We start from the raw sequence: 16,415 nt of genomic DNA on the forward strand, positions 1-16,415 counted from the left end.
TCCGCTAATGTCTAAAGCGATCTAGGCGAATGTCCATTATTATACGCAGAGCCCTATTACCTTTAATTCATATTACGCAATAGAGGTACTACTTCAGAGGAGGGAACTGCTGCGACTTAATGGGTCACACTTTGGATTTGTAGCAGCAGCATTTTAATATCCGCGGAATCGAATACCCCGTCTCCGTTCACATCGACATCGAAATTACGCTTATTCAGAAATGTGACGATGTTGTCGATACGAATATTATCGGGATCGGAAAAATCCGGACTAAAGACGGCGGATTCATTCTGCACTTTTAAGAAAGCAAGCTGAGCAAGCTGGGATCCGTATACGCTCTGGATGACTCCCCCTTGAATGTCGACGGTTAGGCGGTCCCATTTAAACAGATTTTCATTTGTTGTAAGGTATACCGTATTACTTAGGGATGAGCTTTGGACAACTTGCGTCACTCCAATTGGTTTGCTGCCAGCATGTATCAAAAATGCATCGGGAGCTATCGATTGCGGTGCAAGCGGCCGATTGAAAGTTAGTTGGATGGTATGACCTGAAACGTCCGTCTGCGCGGATGTCACAAATAAATCGGATTCGCGCGTCACCGTTACCTTGTATGTCTGTGTCGTCATTCCGTTTTGTGCCGTAACAACTACTGTGATTATGTTGCTCCCCTCGTTTAGGCTGATCGCAACCGCTGTTCCACTTGTAACAGGAGTACCGTTCACTTTCATCGTGGCAGTAGGGTCGTATACTGTTGCTGTTACAGTTAAGCTACTTACGCTGTTCGCCACGCTCGTTGAATAGCTTATCATATTGGCATCAAACGGCACGTTAAGCGTCCCGCTGGATAGTATCAAGCCATTCAGATTTGCATTCATGGATAGGGGCGTTGCACTCACTTCGTTGGAGTAGCCGCTATAACCACCTGCGTTTCTGGCCTTGATCACGAAGTAATAGGTAATACCATTGGTTAGACCTGTCACATTGAAATTGTAAGTTAGACCAGTCACTGTCGCGACGGGAATTGAGCCATAAGAACCGGAAGCCGTTCCTTCGAAGATGTCATAGTTTACTGCCTTGGAAACACCGTTCCATTGGAGTGTCAACTGTCCGTCACTAGCAGCAGCTGTTAGATTCGTCGGCGCTAAGGGTGCGGCTACGTTCACATTAACACTGGCCACGTTGCTCCGTGTCGTTGCCGTCTTCGCACCATTGATACCATTGTTCGTGTTCGTCACCACGACATAATAGTACTTCGTACCCGCCGCATTCGTCGGCGCTGCGTACGATGCGCTCGTTGCACCACCAATCGCAGTGCCCCCGCTATTGCTGTTTGTCGTATTGCTGTACCACTGGTAGCCTAGCGTTCCACCGTCGCTCACACTTGCGGCTGCGCTCAACGTCGGGCTGCTATCGCCTTCATTCACCGTTGCACCCTTTGGCTGCGATTCGATAATCGGTACTGCTGCGTTCACCAGGGCATTCACAGATACCGCAACGACGTTGCTTGTTGCTGTTACCGCCCGCACCCCGTCGACGCCATTGTTCGTGTTGGTCACCACGACATAATAGTACTTCGTACCCGCCGCATTCGTTGGCGCTACGTACGATGCGCTCATTGCACCACCAATCGCAGTGCCCCCGCTATTGCTGTTTGTCGTATTGCTGTACCACTGGTAGCTTAGCGTACCACCGTCGCTCACACTTGCGGCTGCGCTCAACGTCGGGCTGCTGTCGCCTTCGTTCACCGTTGCACCCTTTGGCTGCGATTCGATAATCGGTACTGCCGCGTTCACCAACGCTGTAGGATCTCCGTTCACTCCAAACTCGTATATGCGTATTACTCCACCGCCACTTTGGGTAGGCGAAGTCACATTCAATCTAACATATCGAGCCATGACTGGGGTGATATCGTTCGTAATAATATTCGTTGTATTGTTTGTTACATTGACAACAGTTGTCCATATGCTGCCGTCTGTGCTAGTTTGAATGGTGTAAGCTTTGGTAATATATGATGCCATTTCATTGCCTGCATTCATGAGGATAAATTCGCTCACATTATAAGTGGCCCCAAGATCAACCTGCAACCAATCCGCTCCTGAGTTACGACACCATTTCGTTGATGAATTGCCATCCACTGCTTTTGCGGCCGTCTCATTACCACTGCAGAAACTGCCTGTGCCTGTCGTAGCGGTTTTGTTTAATGCCAAATTGGTAAGAGGAGTGGCAGAAGCAGTTGTAGCAGGGATGAATTGTATTAAAAGCAAAAATACCATTAAAATCGAAATACAATACCTCATCATAGTTCCTTTCCATCCCTTTCTTAGAGCCAATAATATAAACATTAAATATTGTTGTTGCCTTCTTAGTATAAATCAACTAAATGACTTAACATAGATGAACAAGTTCATCTATGTAGCATGCTTTAAGGCTCTTTTTTTCTAACTTATATGACCTAAGTCATGTCTGTGGTACTAATGCAGCCCGTCCGTTTTTTAAACTACATAAAAAGAGCGCCGTCGTGATGGTGTGGATACTTACCCTCCACAAATCCATCATAACGAGGCGCTCTTTGTTGATTAAGTCCGATTCTTAGGCTCTACATAAATGTATAGTTGAACTTTTAAAGCAAATCATTCCGCATGGCAAATCCATCCTGCCATAATACCTGTAGAGTAAAACCGGGTTATTTGTGTAAAACCGGATTCCGCCAACAGCTCTTCGATTTGTTTTTCAGGAAGCAAAGAAAGCTTCGTAATAGCGTCGTTTACCATCTGGTCAATCTTGGATGTTTCGCGCCCGGCATCTATCCAGAAGCTTTTCCATACATTTAACCTGGCTTGAAGTTCGGAAGCATCGTGGTTTCCGTACGCACTTACGAGAGCGAAAGGGGCTCCCGACTTTAGTTTATCCTTTATGGATACAAGGAGCTTCAACTTTTCTTGCACATTGTCAATGAAGTGAAGAACCAAAATACAGCTTGCCGCATCAAACTTCGAGTCTGGCTGAGGAATATCATCAGTCGTTCCTTGGATAAGATTGACGCGGCTTTTCAATCCCAGTTCAGTTGCTTTATGTTTAGCGATTTTAAGCATCTCTTCCGAAGGATCAACTCCAGTAAATGTCCATCTCGGGTTTGATGGTCCCCAAGCAGAAAGCTCATTGCCGCCGCCCGCACCGATCACGAGCAAAGATGCCGCTTTTTCGCCCAATTGTACTCGATAATAAGATTGAATCATAGCGAATAACGAGTCATATGTGGGAATTGAGATTCGAGTATTTTTATCGTATAGTTCAGCTAATTTGGAATTGAATGTAAGATCTTCATTCATTGTTATGCCCCCGACTCCAAGCCTCTTCATTCAACTCATTGTTAATACCTACAGCGGCCAATGAGCCCAATGAAGCGGCTGTAATGGCTTGATGAAGTTGCGATGCTGCATCGCCGGCACTAAAGACGCCTGGAACGTTCGTTTTACCGAAATTATCGACGATGACAGTTCCTGCTTCCGTGATCTGGCAGCCTATTTCTTGCGGCAGGTTTGATCCGGCAATAAGCTTCGGTCTAAAAAATATCCCAGTGCATGCGATTTTTTTACCGTCCTCCAGAACAACTTGCTGCACCATACCGTCATTAGATTCGACAATCTGGATCGGCGAGTCAAATACAGGTACGTTATGCTGGCTTAGTTCCTCACGTTGTGCGTCCGTCAATTCATCAGGTCCATTGGTACAGATTGTAAAATGATTGGTCCATCCAGATATCATTTTAGCCAAGTGGAGTGCATCCGCTCCCTTGACAATTAAGACAAGCGGCTGCTCTCTTAGTTCCCAGCCATCACAATACGGGCAGACAAAGGCGCTTTTACCATATACTTCTGCCAACCCCTTAATGTCTACCGGGAGGTCCTTCATTCCTACAGCAAAGAGCAGCTTTTTGCTTCGATAGGTCTTTTCCTGTGCCGTCTTAATTTGAAAAAAAACATCGGTACCCGTAATCTCTACGGCAGTGTCCGCTACAAAGTGAATGGATGGATAGGAACTATTCTGTTCTTTCGCAATTCGCCTAAATTCGCTTGGACTTATTTGATCTCTTGTAAGAAAACCGTGAATTTCGCGAGTAACCCTATTACGTGGACACCCTTCATCAATAACCACCACATTTTTTCTTGCCCTGCCTAGCACAAGCGCAGCATTTAGACCTGCCGGACCTCCGCCAATAATAACACAATCGTGAATCATCCAAATTCTTCCTTTCATTTTCAATATTTCATTAAAGATATAATAGACTTATTATATCTTTAATAATCCCAAAAAAAGGACGGATCTTACTCCGTCTTAATTAATTTCACCAAATCTGCTATTTTCTTGTTCTCCAGATACTGCTCCATCTGCCGCTCGGCGTCGATCACAACCTGCTGGATCAGACATTCGCTTCCATGATTTAAGCTGCATTCGAACAAGGAAGCAGTCCCTTCTATCGCATGGATGACATCGAGAAAGGAGATATCTTCCTGCTTCCTTCTGAGCCGGTATCCACCGTTTGCGCCGGGTGCGGACTGAATCAATCCAGCCTTGACAAGTTTCGTCATCATCTTGGAGAGATAGGTCTGCGAAACGCCCAGCTTCTCAGCCAGCAATTGCACACCAACAGGCTTATCAGACGAAGCTGTTACCAGATAGAGCATCGAATGAAGCGCATAGTCGGTCGCCTGAGAATATTTCATTCAATACCTCCATTAAAGACTTTGTGAATCCATAATAACTCCATTCTTTCTAAAAGGCAAGCATTTTCACTATTCGTTTAAAAAGGTTGTCGCTTTGTTCTGGATCAGCTTGGCTACTTCCTCCGGAGACTTTTGTTCACTAAAAAATGATCTGGACTCATCACCAACAATGGAAATCACACTTCCGTCCACCTTTGTAAAGTTATTCGCTGTACGAATGAATTGTTTGAACTGTGTAAATTCCTCGTCCGATACCTTGGGTGCTCTCCCGTCTGGAAGCTTATACGTTCCACTATTGACTTGTTTCTGAATGTCGTTCAGCTGCGTCTCATTCACGGATTTAAGCATTGAAAACCCTTGTCTTTCTTGCAGGGATTGCCCTTCTTCAGATAACAAGAAGGCAATAACCTTCCAAGCTTCCTCTTTAACCGATGATTTGGCTTGAATAGCGAACCTTGATGTGGTGATAATCCTCGCCCCGCCTGTTTGTTCCGGTTTTTGCAGCAGCTTTGGATTTGAGAAGAGTTGATGCAGACCATTAACCAAGTCTGCCGGTGATTGCAAAACGGTGGAACAGAACATTTGCTTGCCTATATCCGCCGGTTCCGAAGTCATAACTTTATCATCGTACATTTTTTTAATTTGTTTCATCGCTTCTATGAATAAGGGAGCGTCGAACTTTGCCTTCTTCGCTGTATGATCAACGAACTCTGAATATTTATCCACAATCATTTCTTGAAGAAGGACTTCCGGCGGGTCATTTGCTAAAGCGTAGCGGCGTTCCGTACCACTCTTCCCCAGTTTCTTTGAAGTCTCTTCAAACTCCTTCCAGGTCCATTTCTTATCGTCGACATTCGCGTTTTTAAGAATGTCCCCATCCCCTACGAAAGCCCTAAGGGAGAACCCTATAGGCATGGCATACATACCTCCATTAAGCTTCATTACATCCAAAATATTCATTTGCAAATCGCTTTTATTCAGCGTTTTGTCTTGCCCCATGGACTCATCCATGTTCAGAAGAAGCTTTTTGCTCACATAATCGTCGATAGGCAAACTGCTTATTTCGAAAATATCCGGGCCTTTCCCTGATAGCAACGCTGCATTCGTCGTTTTTTTGTATTTTTCATAGTCTTCTGAAATCTGAATTTGCAGATCGATGTCCGGATACTTTTCTTCAAACTTTTTCTCTACCGTTCGAAAAAATTCGCTCGATTTTTGCATCGTGGAAGGCCATTCTTGCAGCGCCAAAGTAACGACAGTTTTCTTCCCTTTGGATACCATTTTCTCCGTATTTGCCATTTCCTCACTGCCTCCAAAACTGCATGCGGTCATTGAAGTCATTATAATAGCAATAAAAATCATATACAGCCACTTTTTCATCGAATGAATGCCTCCTATTATTTTATCAAATCCATATTTTAAATTTACAGACGAACACGGTTTCCATCTTGTAAAGGCTCACTGCTTTCCAGAATAATCAGGTCGTCCTCATAGATACTATCCGATTGAATCATCGTTTCATTGTCATTCGTTTCACTGGAATGAATGGGGACTTTGCGAACAATAAAGTTATTGCTTAACGCACCTCTTTGCACGTCAATTTTATAAATAAACATACCGTTACGATCCTGATGAATCGCTTCTTTGGAGATGACCAGCCCCTCATTGTAGGAGCGTTTCTTGAGTTTGACCCTTGCCTGCTCACCTCCATTCAGCTCGGAATTAACAAGCTTAATGCGAAGTACCTTCTGAGGGATCGTTGTAATCTTACCCCCATCTTTACTTGATGAGCTCTCTGTACGCGGTTGTGCATTCACTACTTCATCAATCTTGCCTTCGAAGATACGGGAATGTAGAACTTCGACAATATGTACCTCGACCTCTATCCTCTCTCCGCTAGAAATCCCCATGCTCGACAAGATCATTGAATCGGCCGTAATATCCAATCGATATCCTAGACTGCTGTTCGAGATTACTACATCCGGTTCTCCTGCAGATGATAACCCTTCAACGGCATTCAATTTCGTTATAATACCATCGAACGGGGCGGTCATTTCCTGTTGGCTAGTCAGCCGGTCTCTCAATTCGTTAATTTTACGTTCCTGCATGCCCAGATCAAGTTTATATGTTTCGATATTGCGTCTTGCTTTCCGAATCTTTAGCTCGTCCCCTTCTGAGGTCGACTCAATGAACTGATCTTGAACATTTTGCAGCTCGATTTTCTGCTTGTCCTGGTTGGTCAATTCGTTCTGTAATTCTCGTTCGGCAGATTTGCTGTCATAGATAATTAGCATCTGTCCCTTCTGCACACGATCTCCTTCTTTCACGAGAATCTTAGATACGTTCCAGCCAGCCGCATTCAGCAGTTTAGCTTCGGCTAACGGTTGCAGGTTACCGCTGCCTTCGATCGTAAATAAAAGACTTCCTTTAGTCGGCTTTTCCGTTCTCACTTTCGGCAAGGACAGCGACTGTAGTGTATTGCTGTATAATGTAAAAAATATTAACAAGCCCATAAAAACAATGAACATGACTTTAATGCTTCGTCGGCGCCAACGATCATCCGGCTCTTTGTCTAGCTCCATATCCCGTCTTTCTCCTCCTAAGAACTTTCCAAAGGAAAGGTCACATCGTAAGCATTGTCTGAGTTTTGCTTAAGCAAAACTTGCTTGATAAGTATCAGCCTTACAAAAACTACCCCTTGATGCCAGATAATTGAATGCCTTCAATGAAATACGTTTCCGCATACAAAAACAGCAGCACCATCGGAGCCATGTAAAGTATGGATGCAGCGAAAGCAAGCCCCTGCTCACCATTGATCCTTGATAAATAAACCGATAACGGCTGCTTGAATGGATCGTCCAGAAAAATAAGCGGCTGCTCCACCATGTTCCAATAATCGACAAATAATAAAATAACGAGTGCAGCCAAACCAGGTTTGATCATCGGAATAATAATTTTGCAGAAAATTCGTAAATGTCCAGCACCATCAATCTTGGCCGCTTCGATATAAGCATAGGGAATATTTAGCATGAACTGCCTAAGCATGAACACACCGAAAGCTTCGAATATTCCAGGCCATATAATGGCATTTGAACTATTCAGCAGACCAAGCTTATCCGCCATTATATAATTCGGCACTAGCGTCACTTGGAATGGCATGAGCATAGTCAAGACATAAACGAGAAACAAGTGTTCCCGGCCGCGAAATTGCAGCTTGGAAAACGCGTAACCGGCAAGTGCTGCTACGAAGGTTTGACCTGCGATGATCGGTACTACCATAAAAACTGAATTCCAGAACATCGCCAAATATCTCGGGCTGCCCACCAACACTTTGCCATACTGCTCCAAGGTCAATTGATCGGGCAGCAATTTTACATTTACAAAAGAGTTTGATTTCCCTGTAGCCGCCTTGTTCATCTGCCCTATGGGTCCATAATTGATGCCAATTTCTTGTTCTGTCATAAGCGAATTTGTGAAAGTGATCACAATGGGGAATATTAACAGGATTGCTATAACGCCCATAACGACAGTTAGCGCACTTTTTTGCAATACTTTGGAAACCGGCACGGCTCCTTCCCCCTATTCCATGTACTGCCTATATCGGCGTTCAAGAGCAAACAATCCCATGACGATCAGAAGAATACTACCGACCATCAAGCTCGCCGCGGCAGTCAGCTTCTGAATATCCAGCGATGTGAACATGTTGTTCATATAGTGCTGCATCATGTATATACTGTCATGCGGATATTCACCTGCGATCAAATACGTTTCCCGAAACACTTTAAACGAGTTAATAATCGACATGATGACTACAAAGAACATCGTGGATGTTAAATAAACAAGTGTAATACTGCCAAACTGCCGTAAACACCCTGCCCCTTCAATTTGAGCGGTTTCGTAATAATCCTTCGGGATCTGCTGCAGTCCCGCCAAGAACAAAATCACGTTATAGCCGATGTTCTTCCATAAATATACGATTATGATTACGTATCGAGCTGTATCGGTCTTCATCCAATCCACACGTTCGATTCCGTTAAAGCTCAGCCAGGCATTAACGGAGCCGTTCCAATCGAATAACATCTGCCAGATCAGAATAATCGAGGCGACGGGAACAACAAGCGGCAGCACATAGGCAGTTCGCAGCCATTTTCTCAAATAAATATTTCTATTCAAGAGCAACGCTAATACTAATGACAGCGCGAGTATAAGCGGAACACTTACCGCGCTAAAATAAAACGTGTTCGATGCAGCCTTTCGGAAGGAATCGCTCGCTAGCAGCTCATGGTAATTATTCAATCCCACAAAATGGCCATCTACCGTACCATCCATAAAAGAATAGAACACTCCCATGGCAAACGGAATCAGGTAGAATAACGCAAATCCCAAAACGCTCGGTACCAGAAATATCCATGCAGCCGCTGAATCCGTGTGAATACATTTCTTTATTTTTTTCTTTATGATGAAGCGACGCCAAAAACCCCACTTCTTCATTCACAGTCTCCTCCTTCCCTTCCTACATTTAGAATAGGGGAGACTGTTAAAAGAATAAGCAGGGTAAATATAAAATTTTTATAAAATGGTCGGCACAAGAGTTAATCTAGTGCTTCAGAAGCTAGTTTTTGCGGGAATCGGACTTCAAAAAGTGTATAAATTACACTGCTCTCTACCGAAATTGTGCCTTGATGCTGTGCTACAATGTTCTTTGCAATGGATAAGCCAAGGCCGGAGCTCCCCTCACGATGAGCGCGCGCTTGATCGCCGGTAAAAAACATATCGAAGATATGAGGCAGCTCTTCCGGTGGGATACAATCTCCATAATTAATCACTTGAACCACTACAGTTTCTGCATCTAGTTTGCAATTAATATCAATAAATTGGCCATCCTTTCCATAGCGAACGGCATTCGTCAGTAGATTTTCAAATACGCGTGCCAATAGCTCTCCGTCACCCCAAACGAACAAATCCGGGGTCACATTCAATCGGGTAGCTAGGTTATTTTTCTCAAAGGCAGGATATAACTCTTCGTTTAACTGGATGAGAAGCTCGCTCAGATCAATTGGTTTTTTTTCAATGCTAATCTTGCCATAGTTCATTTGAGTGATTTCGAATAGCTCGTCAATGAGCTTTTCTAAACGTTGAGATTTCGTATAAGCAATGCCCGTATAGTGCTTGATTTGTTCAGCAGTCAATTGATCATCCTGAAGAATGAAATCCAAATACCCTAAAACAGAAGTCAACGGCGTACGCAAATCATGAGCCAAATTCAAGACCAATTGTTCCTTGCTGTTTTCTGCAAAATCTCCCCTCTCCAAAGCTTGCTGCAATTTTTCACTCGCCAGATTGATGTCTCTAGCAATATCTCCGAATTCATCCTGGGATGGAATAACGATTCGACTTTTGAAGTTGCCATTCGTAAGCTGATTAATTCCTCTAGATATTTCTTGAAAATAAGCCGCATATTTTTTGGTGAGGAGAAAGAAAAACATAATCGAGAGTGGTATGAAAATTAGCAAAAAGAAGTTAATATCCCCAATATCTCTTATGAAATATCGGATTTGAGTTAATGGATTTTCAAATTTTGTCGTATAATAATAAATCTGAAGGGTTTTATAGAGCGTGTAGGTAATGGCCGCAGAAAAAAGCATGCTTAAACCAAAGAGCTGAATCATTTTAAATCGAAAGCTTCGGATTACTTTAGCCATTGAATGTATATCCCACCCCCCAAACTGTTTTAATCAGTTTGTTTTTATGAATGTCTTCTCCAAGCTTCTTCCTCAAGGTACGAATATGTACCATGACCGTGTTGGTCCCTTCATAGTAGGCATCTCCCCACACCTGTTGAAAGATGTTTTCCGCGCTAAAAACTTTTTTCGGATAACTGGCTAGCAGATACAAAATATCAAACTCCTTTGGAGTTAGTTCAATAGGCTTGCCGTAAAGGAATACGGTGCGCTCTTCGAGATGAATGAGCAATCCGCCTGCCTCCAAAGCAAGCTTGTTGGCTTGTGTGGATTGATTAAACTGGGTGGACCGCCTCAACTGAGCATTCACACGAGCAACCAATTCCATCGGGTTGAACGGTTTGGTTACATAATCATCTGCTCCTCTTATTAGTCCTGCAATCTTATCGAGGTCGGTCGCTTTAGCGCTTAAAAAAATGATAGGAAAGTGATGCTGCTCTCGAATTTGCCTTGTTACTTCATAACCATCCAGTTTAGGCATCATAATATCTAAAATCGCCAAATCGATGGAATGCGTCTGAACAGCAGAAATAGCTTCCTGCCCATCATATACTTTAATGCAGCGGTAGCCCTCTTTTTCTAAATGCAACTCAATCAAATCGGCAATCACTGCCTCATCATCCGCTATCAGAATTGTGATCGACTTCATTATTTCCCGTCTCCTTAAATTTAAAGAATCCCCATTCGCCTCAAATCAGGATTCATAAGCCTAGTTAAATACCACGGTCACAATAATACCATCCATATTGTTGCCTGAGATCTCATATCGACCATTCGCTGGAATATGGATGGTAGTGTTTTTTGAGACTGAATAGTAAGTGATTTCATAGGTTTTATGATTTATCGTTGTTGTTATTGTTTTCTTTTCTTTCAAGTAATCCAAGTATTCTTCTAATGCAAAATTCTTATCGCGCATAATTGTGCTATGCGGCAAACCTACATAACGAAAATGCCAAGGCTCGTACAGAATTCCTGTGATTGCTGTTTTGTCCTGTTGGTATCGTAAAATAAAGCCGTAATCCCATGCGTTTTCTTTCAACCAATTACCTTCTGGTGCTCGACTCATTTCCCCTCGTGTAGATCCGATATCAAGCGATAAACCTAGGTTATGTTCGCTATATCCTGCAGGCATCGCATATTCCGCACCCATTTGTTGATAGAGTTCATTTTGTTCTTTGGCGTCTCGATACCCGCTGTTGATTAAAAAATGGCGTACTCCATCTTTATCTGCTGCTTCAATCATGGTTGAAAAATTTTGCACTAAACTTTGTGACAGCTTGATTGAGTTATCCAGCAAACCAAAACCTTTAATCAATTCCTTATGCTTTGACAGACTGACCGCTTCGGAATCCCCATTTCCTGAAGGAACCGGATGATCCTTATTGACAAGTAGCAAATTGCCTTTGTAAATCTGTTCTTTGGTTACTTTTATCGTAAGTTCGCTATTTTGAGGAGTCACATCTCGAACCTGCTTCTTTTCCTCCGATGTCGCTTTGTATTGAGCCACTCCATAGCCCAACAGCAATAATATAATAACCGACAAAAAGATTTTCTTCATCTCTAGTTTCCCCCTTATCTTTCATCCAATTTAGGATAAGGAAAACTATTTAAAAAAGAAGTGAGCTAAAAATAAAATTTTTCTTAAGTTTTCTTACTTTATTACCAGGGCAGTTCGTCGTATAGATGATAGAATTTCCCAGTTGGTCCATCTATAGGTAAGGTGGCAAGTTTAACACTGGCCCTACTGCCTTGTATAACATCCATTTTAGCATATTTGCCATATATTTCGTTCTTCACCTAACCAGGGGCAATCGTCATATTTCATTAAAAAATTTGGCTGACCAGTCGTTTCAAATTCAGCTATTTTTCTTCATACGCTCCTAAATGATATGATCATATAGAGGTGAATGCAATGAGTAATAACAACATCCAATCTGTGACAATTGGTATGGGTTGCTTCTGGAGCCCTGACGCTTTGTTCGGACAACTAACCGGTATCATCAGAACGCGTGTAGGTTTCGCCGGAGGGACTAAAGCTAACCCGACTTACCGTCAACTCGGAGATCATTCCGAGACGGTCGAAATGGATTTCGATTCCGGTATCATAAGGTTGGAGACTATCTTGAATATGTTCTGGAGCAGTCACAATCCAATTAATATTAACGATTACAAAGGACGGCAGTACAGATCCTTAGTATTGTTTCGCGACCAGGAACAGCACCGTGTAATCCAAGATGTCATGAGAAACAGCGTGGAACAAGGAAATGGAATGCCGGACACAGAGGTTGCTCCCTATACCAGCTTTTATCCTGCCAAGGAAAGGCATCAGAAATATTATTTAAAACGATATCCAGATGCGATCGATAAGCTAAAAGCACTCTTTCCATCCGACGAAGCGCTAACGAACGCAACCTTGGCTGCACGTCTAAACGGTCTGGCTAAAGGTTATACCAATATGGAGAAAATTATCAATGAAATTCGAACTTGGAGGATTTACAGTGAGGAACAAGAAGAGATAATCCAGCTTATCCAGCGGATAAAATGGTAAAATTTTACTCAGATTCATCCAGAATTTTAGTAACAGTTGACAATCTGGTTCCAGAAATACCACCAATTCGTTTCTAAAGGTTAACCGAATATGATATGATAATTGGAACATCCAGATGAGAAACTGCGATATTAAACAAGCTTTTGCTACAAGAAAGGAAATAAACGTATGGAAACTATATCAGACCAACAGTTTTCGAGAATCTCTCGTGCACTGGCCGAACCACGTCGATATCAAATTCTTAAAGAAATTTCTGCATCGATAGACCCGTTGCCTTGTAGCATGCTGCTTTTGCATCATCAAGTGAGTGCGCCAACTATTTCACATCATATTAAGGAATTGGAGACAGCAGGCTTGGTGCATTGCATCCGTGAAGGAAAGAACATGAGCCTCATCATTCAACATGATACTCTTCGAGCTTATCTGAATAAGCTCTCTGAAATTTAATACAAGCATAGTTCCTTACACCCTTCCCGCATCGCGAGGGGTGTTTTTTTTATATTTAAAACAGACTATCTTTATCAATAAAATGGAGACTTGACGGATGGGGTTTTCAATGTGATACTTATACAAGCGTCTAACTGTTATTGAGTAAGAGGAGGATTTCTCAACATGTTAAAGCTGTTGCTGTTTACACAGCGTTAGCTGTCTAGGCTTGTAATATAGGATTACATTTGAATTTTCTGTTCGTGGAGAAATAGGTATGTGAACAGCACAGCGAACTTGTATATTACTTTGAATTTCATAATTATAGGAGATGAATTATTAATATGACTAATAAAAAGTCTTTGCTTATTTTTATACTTTCTTTAGGGATTTTCGGCATTATTAATACAGAAATGGGTGTCATCGGCATCTTGCCACAAATTTCCGATAAGTTTAACATTAGTGCATCTCAAGCTGGCTTGCTTGTAAGTCTTTTTGCGCTTGTTATTGCTGTATCAGGTCTTTTTTTACCTTTACTTTTGTCCAGATTTAACCGTAAGAAATCAATGGCTTGGGTCCTCGGCATTTTCGTCATTGCTAATCTGATTTCAGCATTTGCACCTAACTTTACCGTCCTCTTAATATCTCGAATGATACCTGCATTCCTGCATCCCGTTTATTTCTCAGTTGCCTTTGTAGCAGCTGCCAGTACCGTCGGCAAAGAACAAAGCGCCAAAGCTGTATCCAAAGTATTCATGGGCGTTACTGCCGGAATGGTATTAGGCGTACCGATAACTTCGTTTATTGCAGACATTATTTCTCTTCAGGCTGCCCTCTTATTCTTTGCAATAGTCAATGCCATTGCGCTTATAGGTGTACTACTGTTCGTACCCTCTATGCCAGTGCAGGGAAAAGAATCTTATGGTACACAGTTGAGTGTCCTAAAAAAACCTGTCCTTTGGTTAAGTATGGCAACTGCCGTATTCGTTTTGTCAGGGATGTACGCTGTCTACAGCTTCTTTGCGGAATATTTGGATAAAGTCACCCATATGTCTGGAAAAAGTATTAGCATTATGTTGGTTCTGTTTGGTGCAACAGGCATTTTGGGAAATATGCTGGCAGGGAAATGGCTTGGTAAACATGCAGCTAAAACAGCCCTCTTGTTTCCATTAACTCTAGGATTTATCTATATTCTCGTTAATGTAATGGGAACTCTCACGTTACCAATGGCCATAATTATTTTGGTGTGGGGTGTCCTCTTCACTCTTGGTCTTAATATATCTCAATATTGGATTACTTCAGCAGCCTCAGAAGCTCCTGATTTCGCAAATGGATTATTTGTTGCCTTCGCGAATCTGGGTGTCACAATTGGCACATCTATAGGAGGATTATTTATTACGAATATGGGAACCCAGCATGTTGTATGGAGCGGTATAATTTTTATGTCACTAGCATTTCTGACCATAATAGCAAGGACAACTTATTATAAAAATTCTTTCTGAACAATAGTTAAATACTAACAATCAAACAGCCTCTTTAACATTATTCTCAAGTGGGGTAGCAATTTATCTCTCCCAAGTTTTTGTTAAAGGGCTGTTTTTTATAATGTCCTCTTCTTGGAAGTCTTGGCGACCCACTCGATAATCGGTATTACCAGTTAGGATCTTCATTGTAATTCGCGATTCCCAACGCTTTATTTCTCCAAAATATATCTTTTACTCTCCGATCATGTTCTTGGCTGCATTTGACCATCATGAAAACCTCAGTTGCTCTTGTTCTGCCAAATATATCAAGAGTAGGTTTCTTCTTTATGACGATAAGCTTTATAATAAAACCCAATACACCACCTATGACTAGTCCAATTAATGCCCATAAAACGGGTCCGTGCTTGAGAACAAAGCCATATATGCCACCTAATAGCATGAATATGGAACCAAGAATGGTGGCAAGATCAACGAAGCTTACCCCATCTGAATAATGCGCGTTATCGAATAATTTAGTTTTTTCGGTTCGCACATTCAATGGTAAGGCTAAAATATCTGCCTTTTGTATACCTAGTTGTTCCAGCTCAGTTAAGGCGATTTCTATAGAAACCGAGTGTTCGAAAGACGCTACGATATACATGGGTGTTTCCCCTTTTTTCATAAGGAATGGTAACTTAAACGATCTGCTCTGATACTGGGATTTAAGAAATTGAGATTGAGAAAGTTTATATTGTATGTTGTTCTTGACGGCTTCCAAGTAGGAAAAGTGGATATATCCAGCGTATATCGAGGGTATGAATAAATACCATTGAGGATCCACAACTGACTTCGCTTTCTCAAACTCTCCTATAAAGGAATAATACAGACCAACGTAAAAGCGGGAACTATAAATAGTTAAAACCCATGTAATCACACTGAAGAAGAACGAAACGATATGGTTTAAATATAAAGAACCTAAGCCTGGCATCATCATTTCCCAGAACATGGCAATTGACGGACTTACTTTATTCAATCCGTTAACACTAAATGATGAAACCGATGTCGAATTGATCGTTTCAGTTTTTCGATAGGATAATATGTACGTATTATTCAAATCTACTGCTCTACGGTAAGAATCGAACATTGTGAAAATATAAACGCCGATATACAGATAAAAAAATCTAAGGTCGATGACCTTCGCTGCACCTGTAAAATCGCCGATCATAGAAAAATAAATCGCTTGATTTATTTTAGCGAGATTATTTATGGTGAACTCAAAAATAATAAGAGAATATCCAATCAAGTAATTATTCATAAAACAATGCCCATAACCAGGAAAAGCGGCTGACCACCAAAGTGGAATCCAAGGATTAATGGGATATAAGATACTGGTGTTTGTTGAAACGTTATTCATCAATTGGATATATCTTTTATTATTTTGATTGTTCATCTTTGTACCCCGATTAGATTATACTATCTTTTTTATTATCTAATTGAGCCTTCATTTATATAC

At 41.9% G+C, this 16,415-nt stretch carries 15 protein-coding genes; 3 read left to right on the top strand and 12 right to left on the bottom strand.

Translation table 11 applies throughout. The features are described 5' to 3' along the window. Positions 1–116 precede the first annotated feature (116 nt). From NV381_RS03345 to NV381_RS03395, 11 genes are all read right to left on the bottom strand, one after another. On the bottom strand, positions 117–2,300 hold the full coding sequence (locus NV381_RS03345; protein ID WP_258211850.1) for a discoidin domain-containing protein: 2,184 nt from the start codon (positions 2,298–2,300) through the stop codon (positions 117–119). Between the two features lie 330 nt (positions 2,301–2,630). Beyond that, positions 2,631–3,329, bottom strand: coding sequence for a class I SAM-dependent methyltransferase (locus NV381_RS03350; protein ID WP_258211851.1), 699 nt, complete (start codon positions 3,327–3,329; stop codon positions 2,631–2,633). Further along, the gene (locus NV381_RS03355) at positions 3,322–4,239 is read right to left on the bottom strand and encodes an NAD(P)/FAD-dependent oxidoreductase (RefSeq protein ID WP_419182238.1); all 918 of its coding nucleotides are present in this window, start codon (positions 4,237–4,239) and stop codon (positions 3,322–3,324) included. Before NV381_RS03355 ends, NV381_RS03350 begins: the two co-directional genes overlap by 8 nt. Positions 4,240–4,325: 86 nt before the next feature. Continuing rightward, on the bottom strand, positions 4,326–4,724 hold the full coding sequence (locus NV381_RS03360; RefSeq protein ID WP_258211853.1) for an RrF2 family transcriptional regulator: 399 nt from the start codon (positions 4,722–4,724) through the stop codon (positions 4,326–4,328). A 69-nt stretch (positions 4,725–4,793) separates the two neighbouring features. Beyond that, a complete protein-coding gene (locus NV381_RS03365) occupies positions 4,794–6,104 on the bottom strand; it encodes an ABC transporter substrate-binding protein (RefSeq protein WP_258211854.1) in 1,311 nt (436 codons plus the stop codon). A gap of 44 nt (positions 6,105–6,148) precedes the next feature. Continuing rightward, complete coding sequence (locus NV381_RS03370; RefSeq protein ID WP_258211855.1) at positions 6,149–7,306, bottom strand: efflux RND transporter periplasmic adaptor subunit; 1,158 nt, start codon at positions 7,304–7,306, stop codon at positions 6,149–6,151. Positions 7,307–7,415: 109 nt separating this feature from the next. Continuing rightward, positions 7,416–8,246, bottom strand: a complete 831-nt coding sequence (locus tag NV381_RS03375; protein WP_419182241.1) for a carbohydrate ABC transporter permease — start codon at positions 8,244–8,246, stop codon at positions 7,416–7,418. Positions 8,247–8,303: 57 nt separating this feature from the next. Beyond that, on the bottom strand, positions 8,304–9,215 hold the full coding sequence (locus NV381_RS03380; protein ID WP_258211857.1) for a carbohydrate ABC transporter permease: 912 nt from the start codon (positions 9,213–9,215) through the stop codon (positions 8,304–8,306). A gap of 101 nt (positions 9,216–9,316) precedes the next feature. After that, positions 9,317–10,426: a sensor histidine kinase gene (locus NV381_RS03385; RefSeq protein ID WP_258211858.1), complete on the bottom strand. Its 1,110-nt coding sequence runs from the start codon at positions 10,424–10,426 to the stop codon at positions 9,317–9,319. Beyond that, positions 10,419–11,114: a response regulator transcription factor gene (locus NV381_RS03390; RefSeq protein WP_258211859.1), complete on the bottom strand. Its 696-nt coding sequence runs from the start codon at positions 11,112–11,114 to the stop codon at positions 10,419–10,421. Before NV381_RS03390 ends, NV381_RS03385 begins: the two co-directional genes overlap by 8 nt. 60 nt (positions 11,115–11,174) lie before the next feature. Continuing rightward, on the bottom strand, positions 11,175–12,023 hold the full coding sequence (locus NV381_RS03395) for a M15 family metallopeptidase (protein ID WP_258211860.1): 849 nt from the start codon (positions 12,021–12,023) through the stop codon (positions 11,175–11,177). Positions 12,024–12,377: 354 nt separating this feature from the next. Here NV381_RS03395 and NV381_RS03400 point away from each other — a divergent pair, with 354 nt between their 5' ends. The 3 genes from NV381_RS03400 (at position 12,378) to NV381_RS03410 (ending at position 14,941) form a co-directional block, all read left to right on the top strand. Beyond that, on the top strand, positions 12,378–13,013 hold the full coding sequence (locus NV381_RS03400) for a peptide-methionine (S)-S-oxide reductase MsrA (protein ID WP_258211861.1): 636 nt from the start codon (positions 12,378–12,380) through the stop codon (positions 13,011–13,013). Positions 13,014–13,181: 168 nt separating this feature from the next. After that, positions 13,182–13,460, top strand: a complete 279-nt coding sequence (locus NV381_RS03405) for an ArsR/SmtB family transcription factor (protein WP_258211862.1) — start codon at positions 13,182–13,184, stop codon at positions 13,458–13,460. A gap of 323 nt (positions 13,461–13,783) precedes the next feature. Beyond that, positions 13,784–14,941: an MFS transporter gene (locus tag NV381_RS03410; protein ID WP_258211863.1), complete on the top strand. Its 1,158-nt coding sequence runs from the start codon at positions 13,784–13,786 to the stop codon at positions 14,939–14,941. Between the two features lie 148 nt (positions 14,942–15,089). On the opposite strand, the gene NV381_RS03415 is transcribed toward NV381_RS03410, so the two are convergent. Next, positions 15,090–16,352: a hypothetical protein gene (locus NV381_RS03415; RefSeq protein WP_258211864.1), complete on the bottom strand. Its 1,263-nt coding sequence runs from the start codon at positions 16,350–16,352 to the stop codon at positions 15,090–15,092. Positions 16,353–16,415: the final 63 nt, after the last annotated feature.

This window comes from Paenibacillus radicis (ex Xue et al. 2023), from assembly GCF_024722015.1.
GTDB lineage: Bacteria > Bacillota > Bacilli > Paenibacillales > NBRC-103111 > Paenibacillus_S.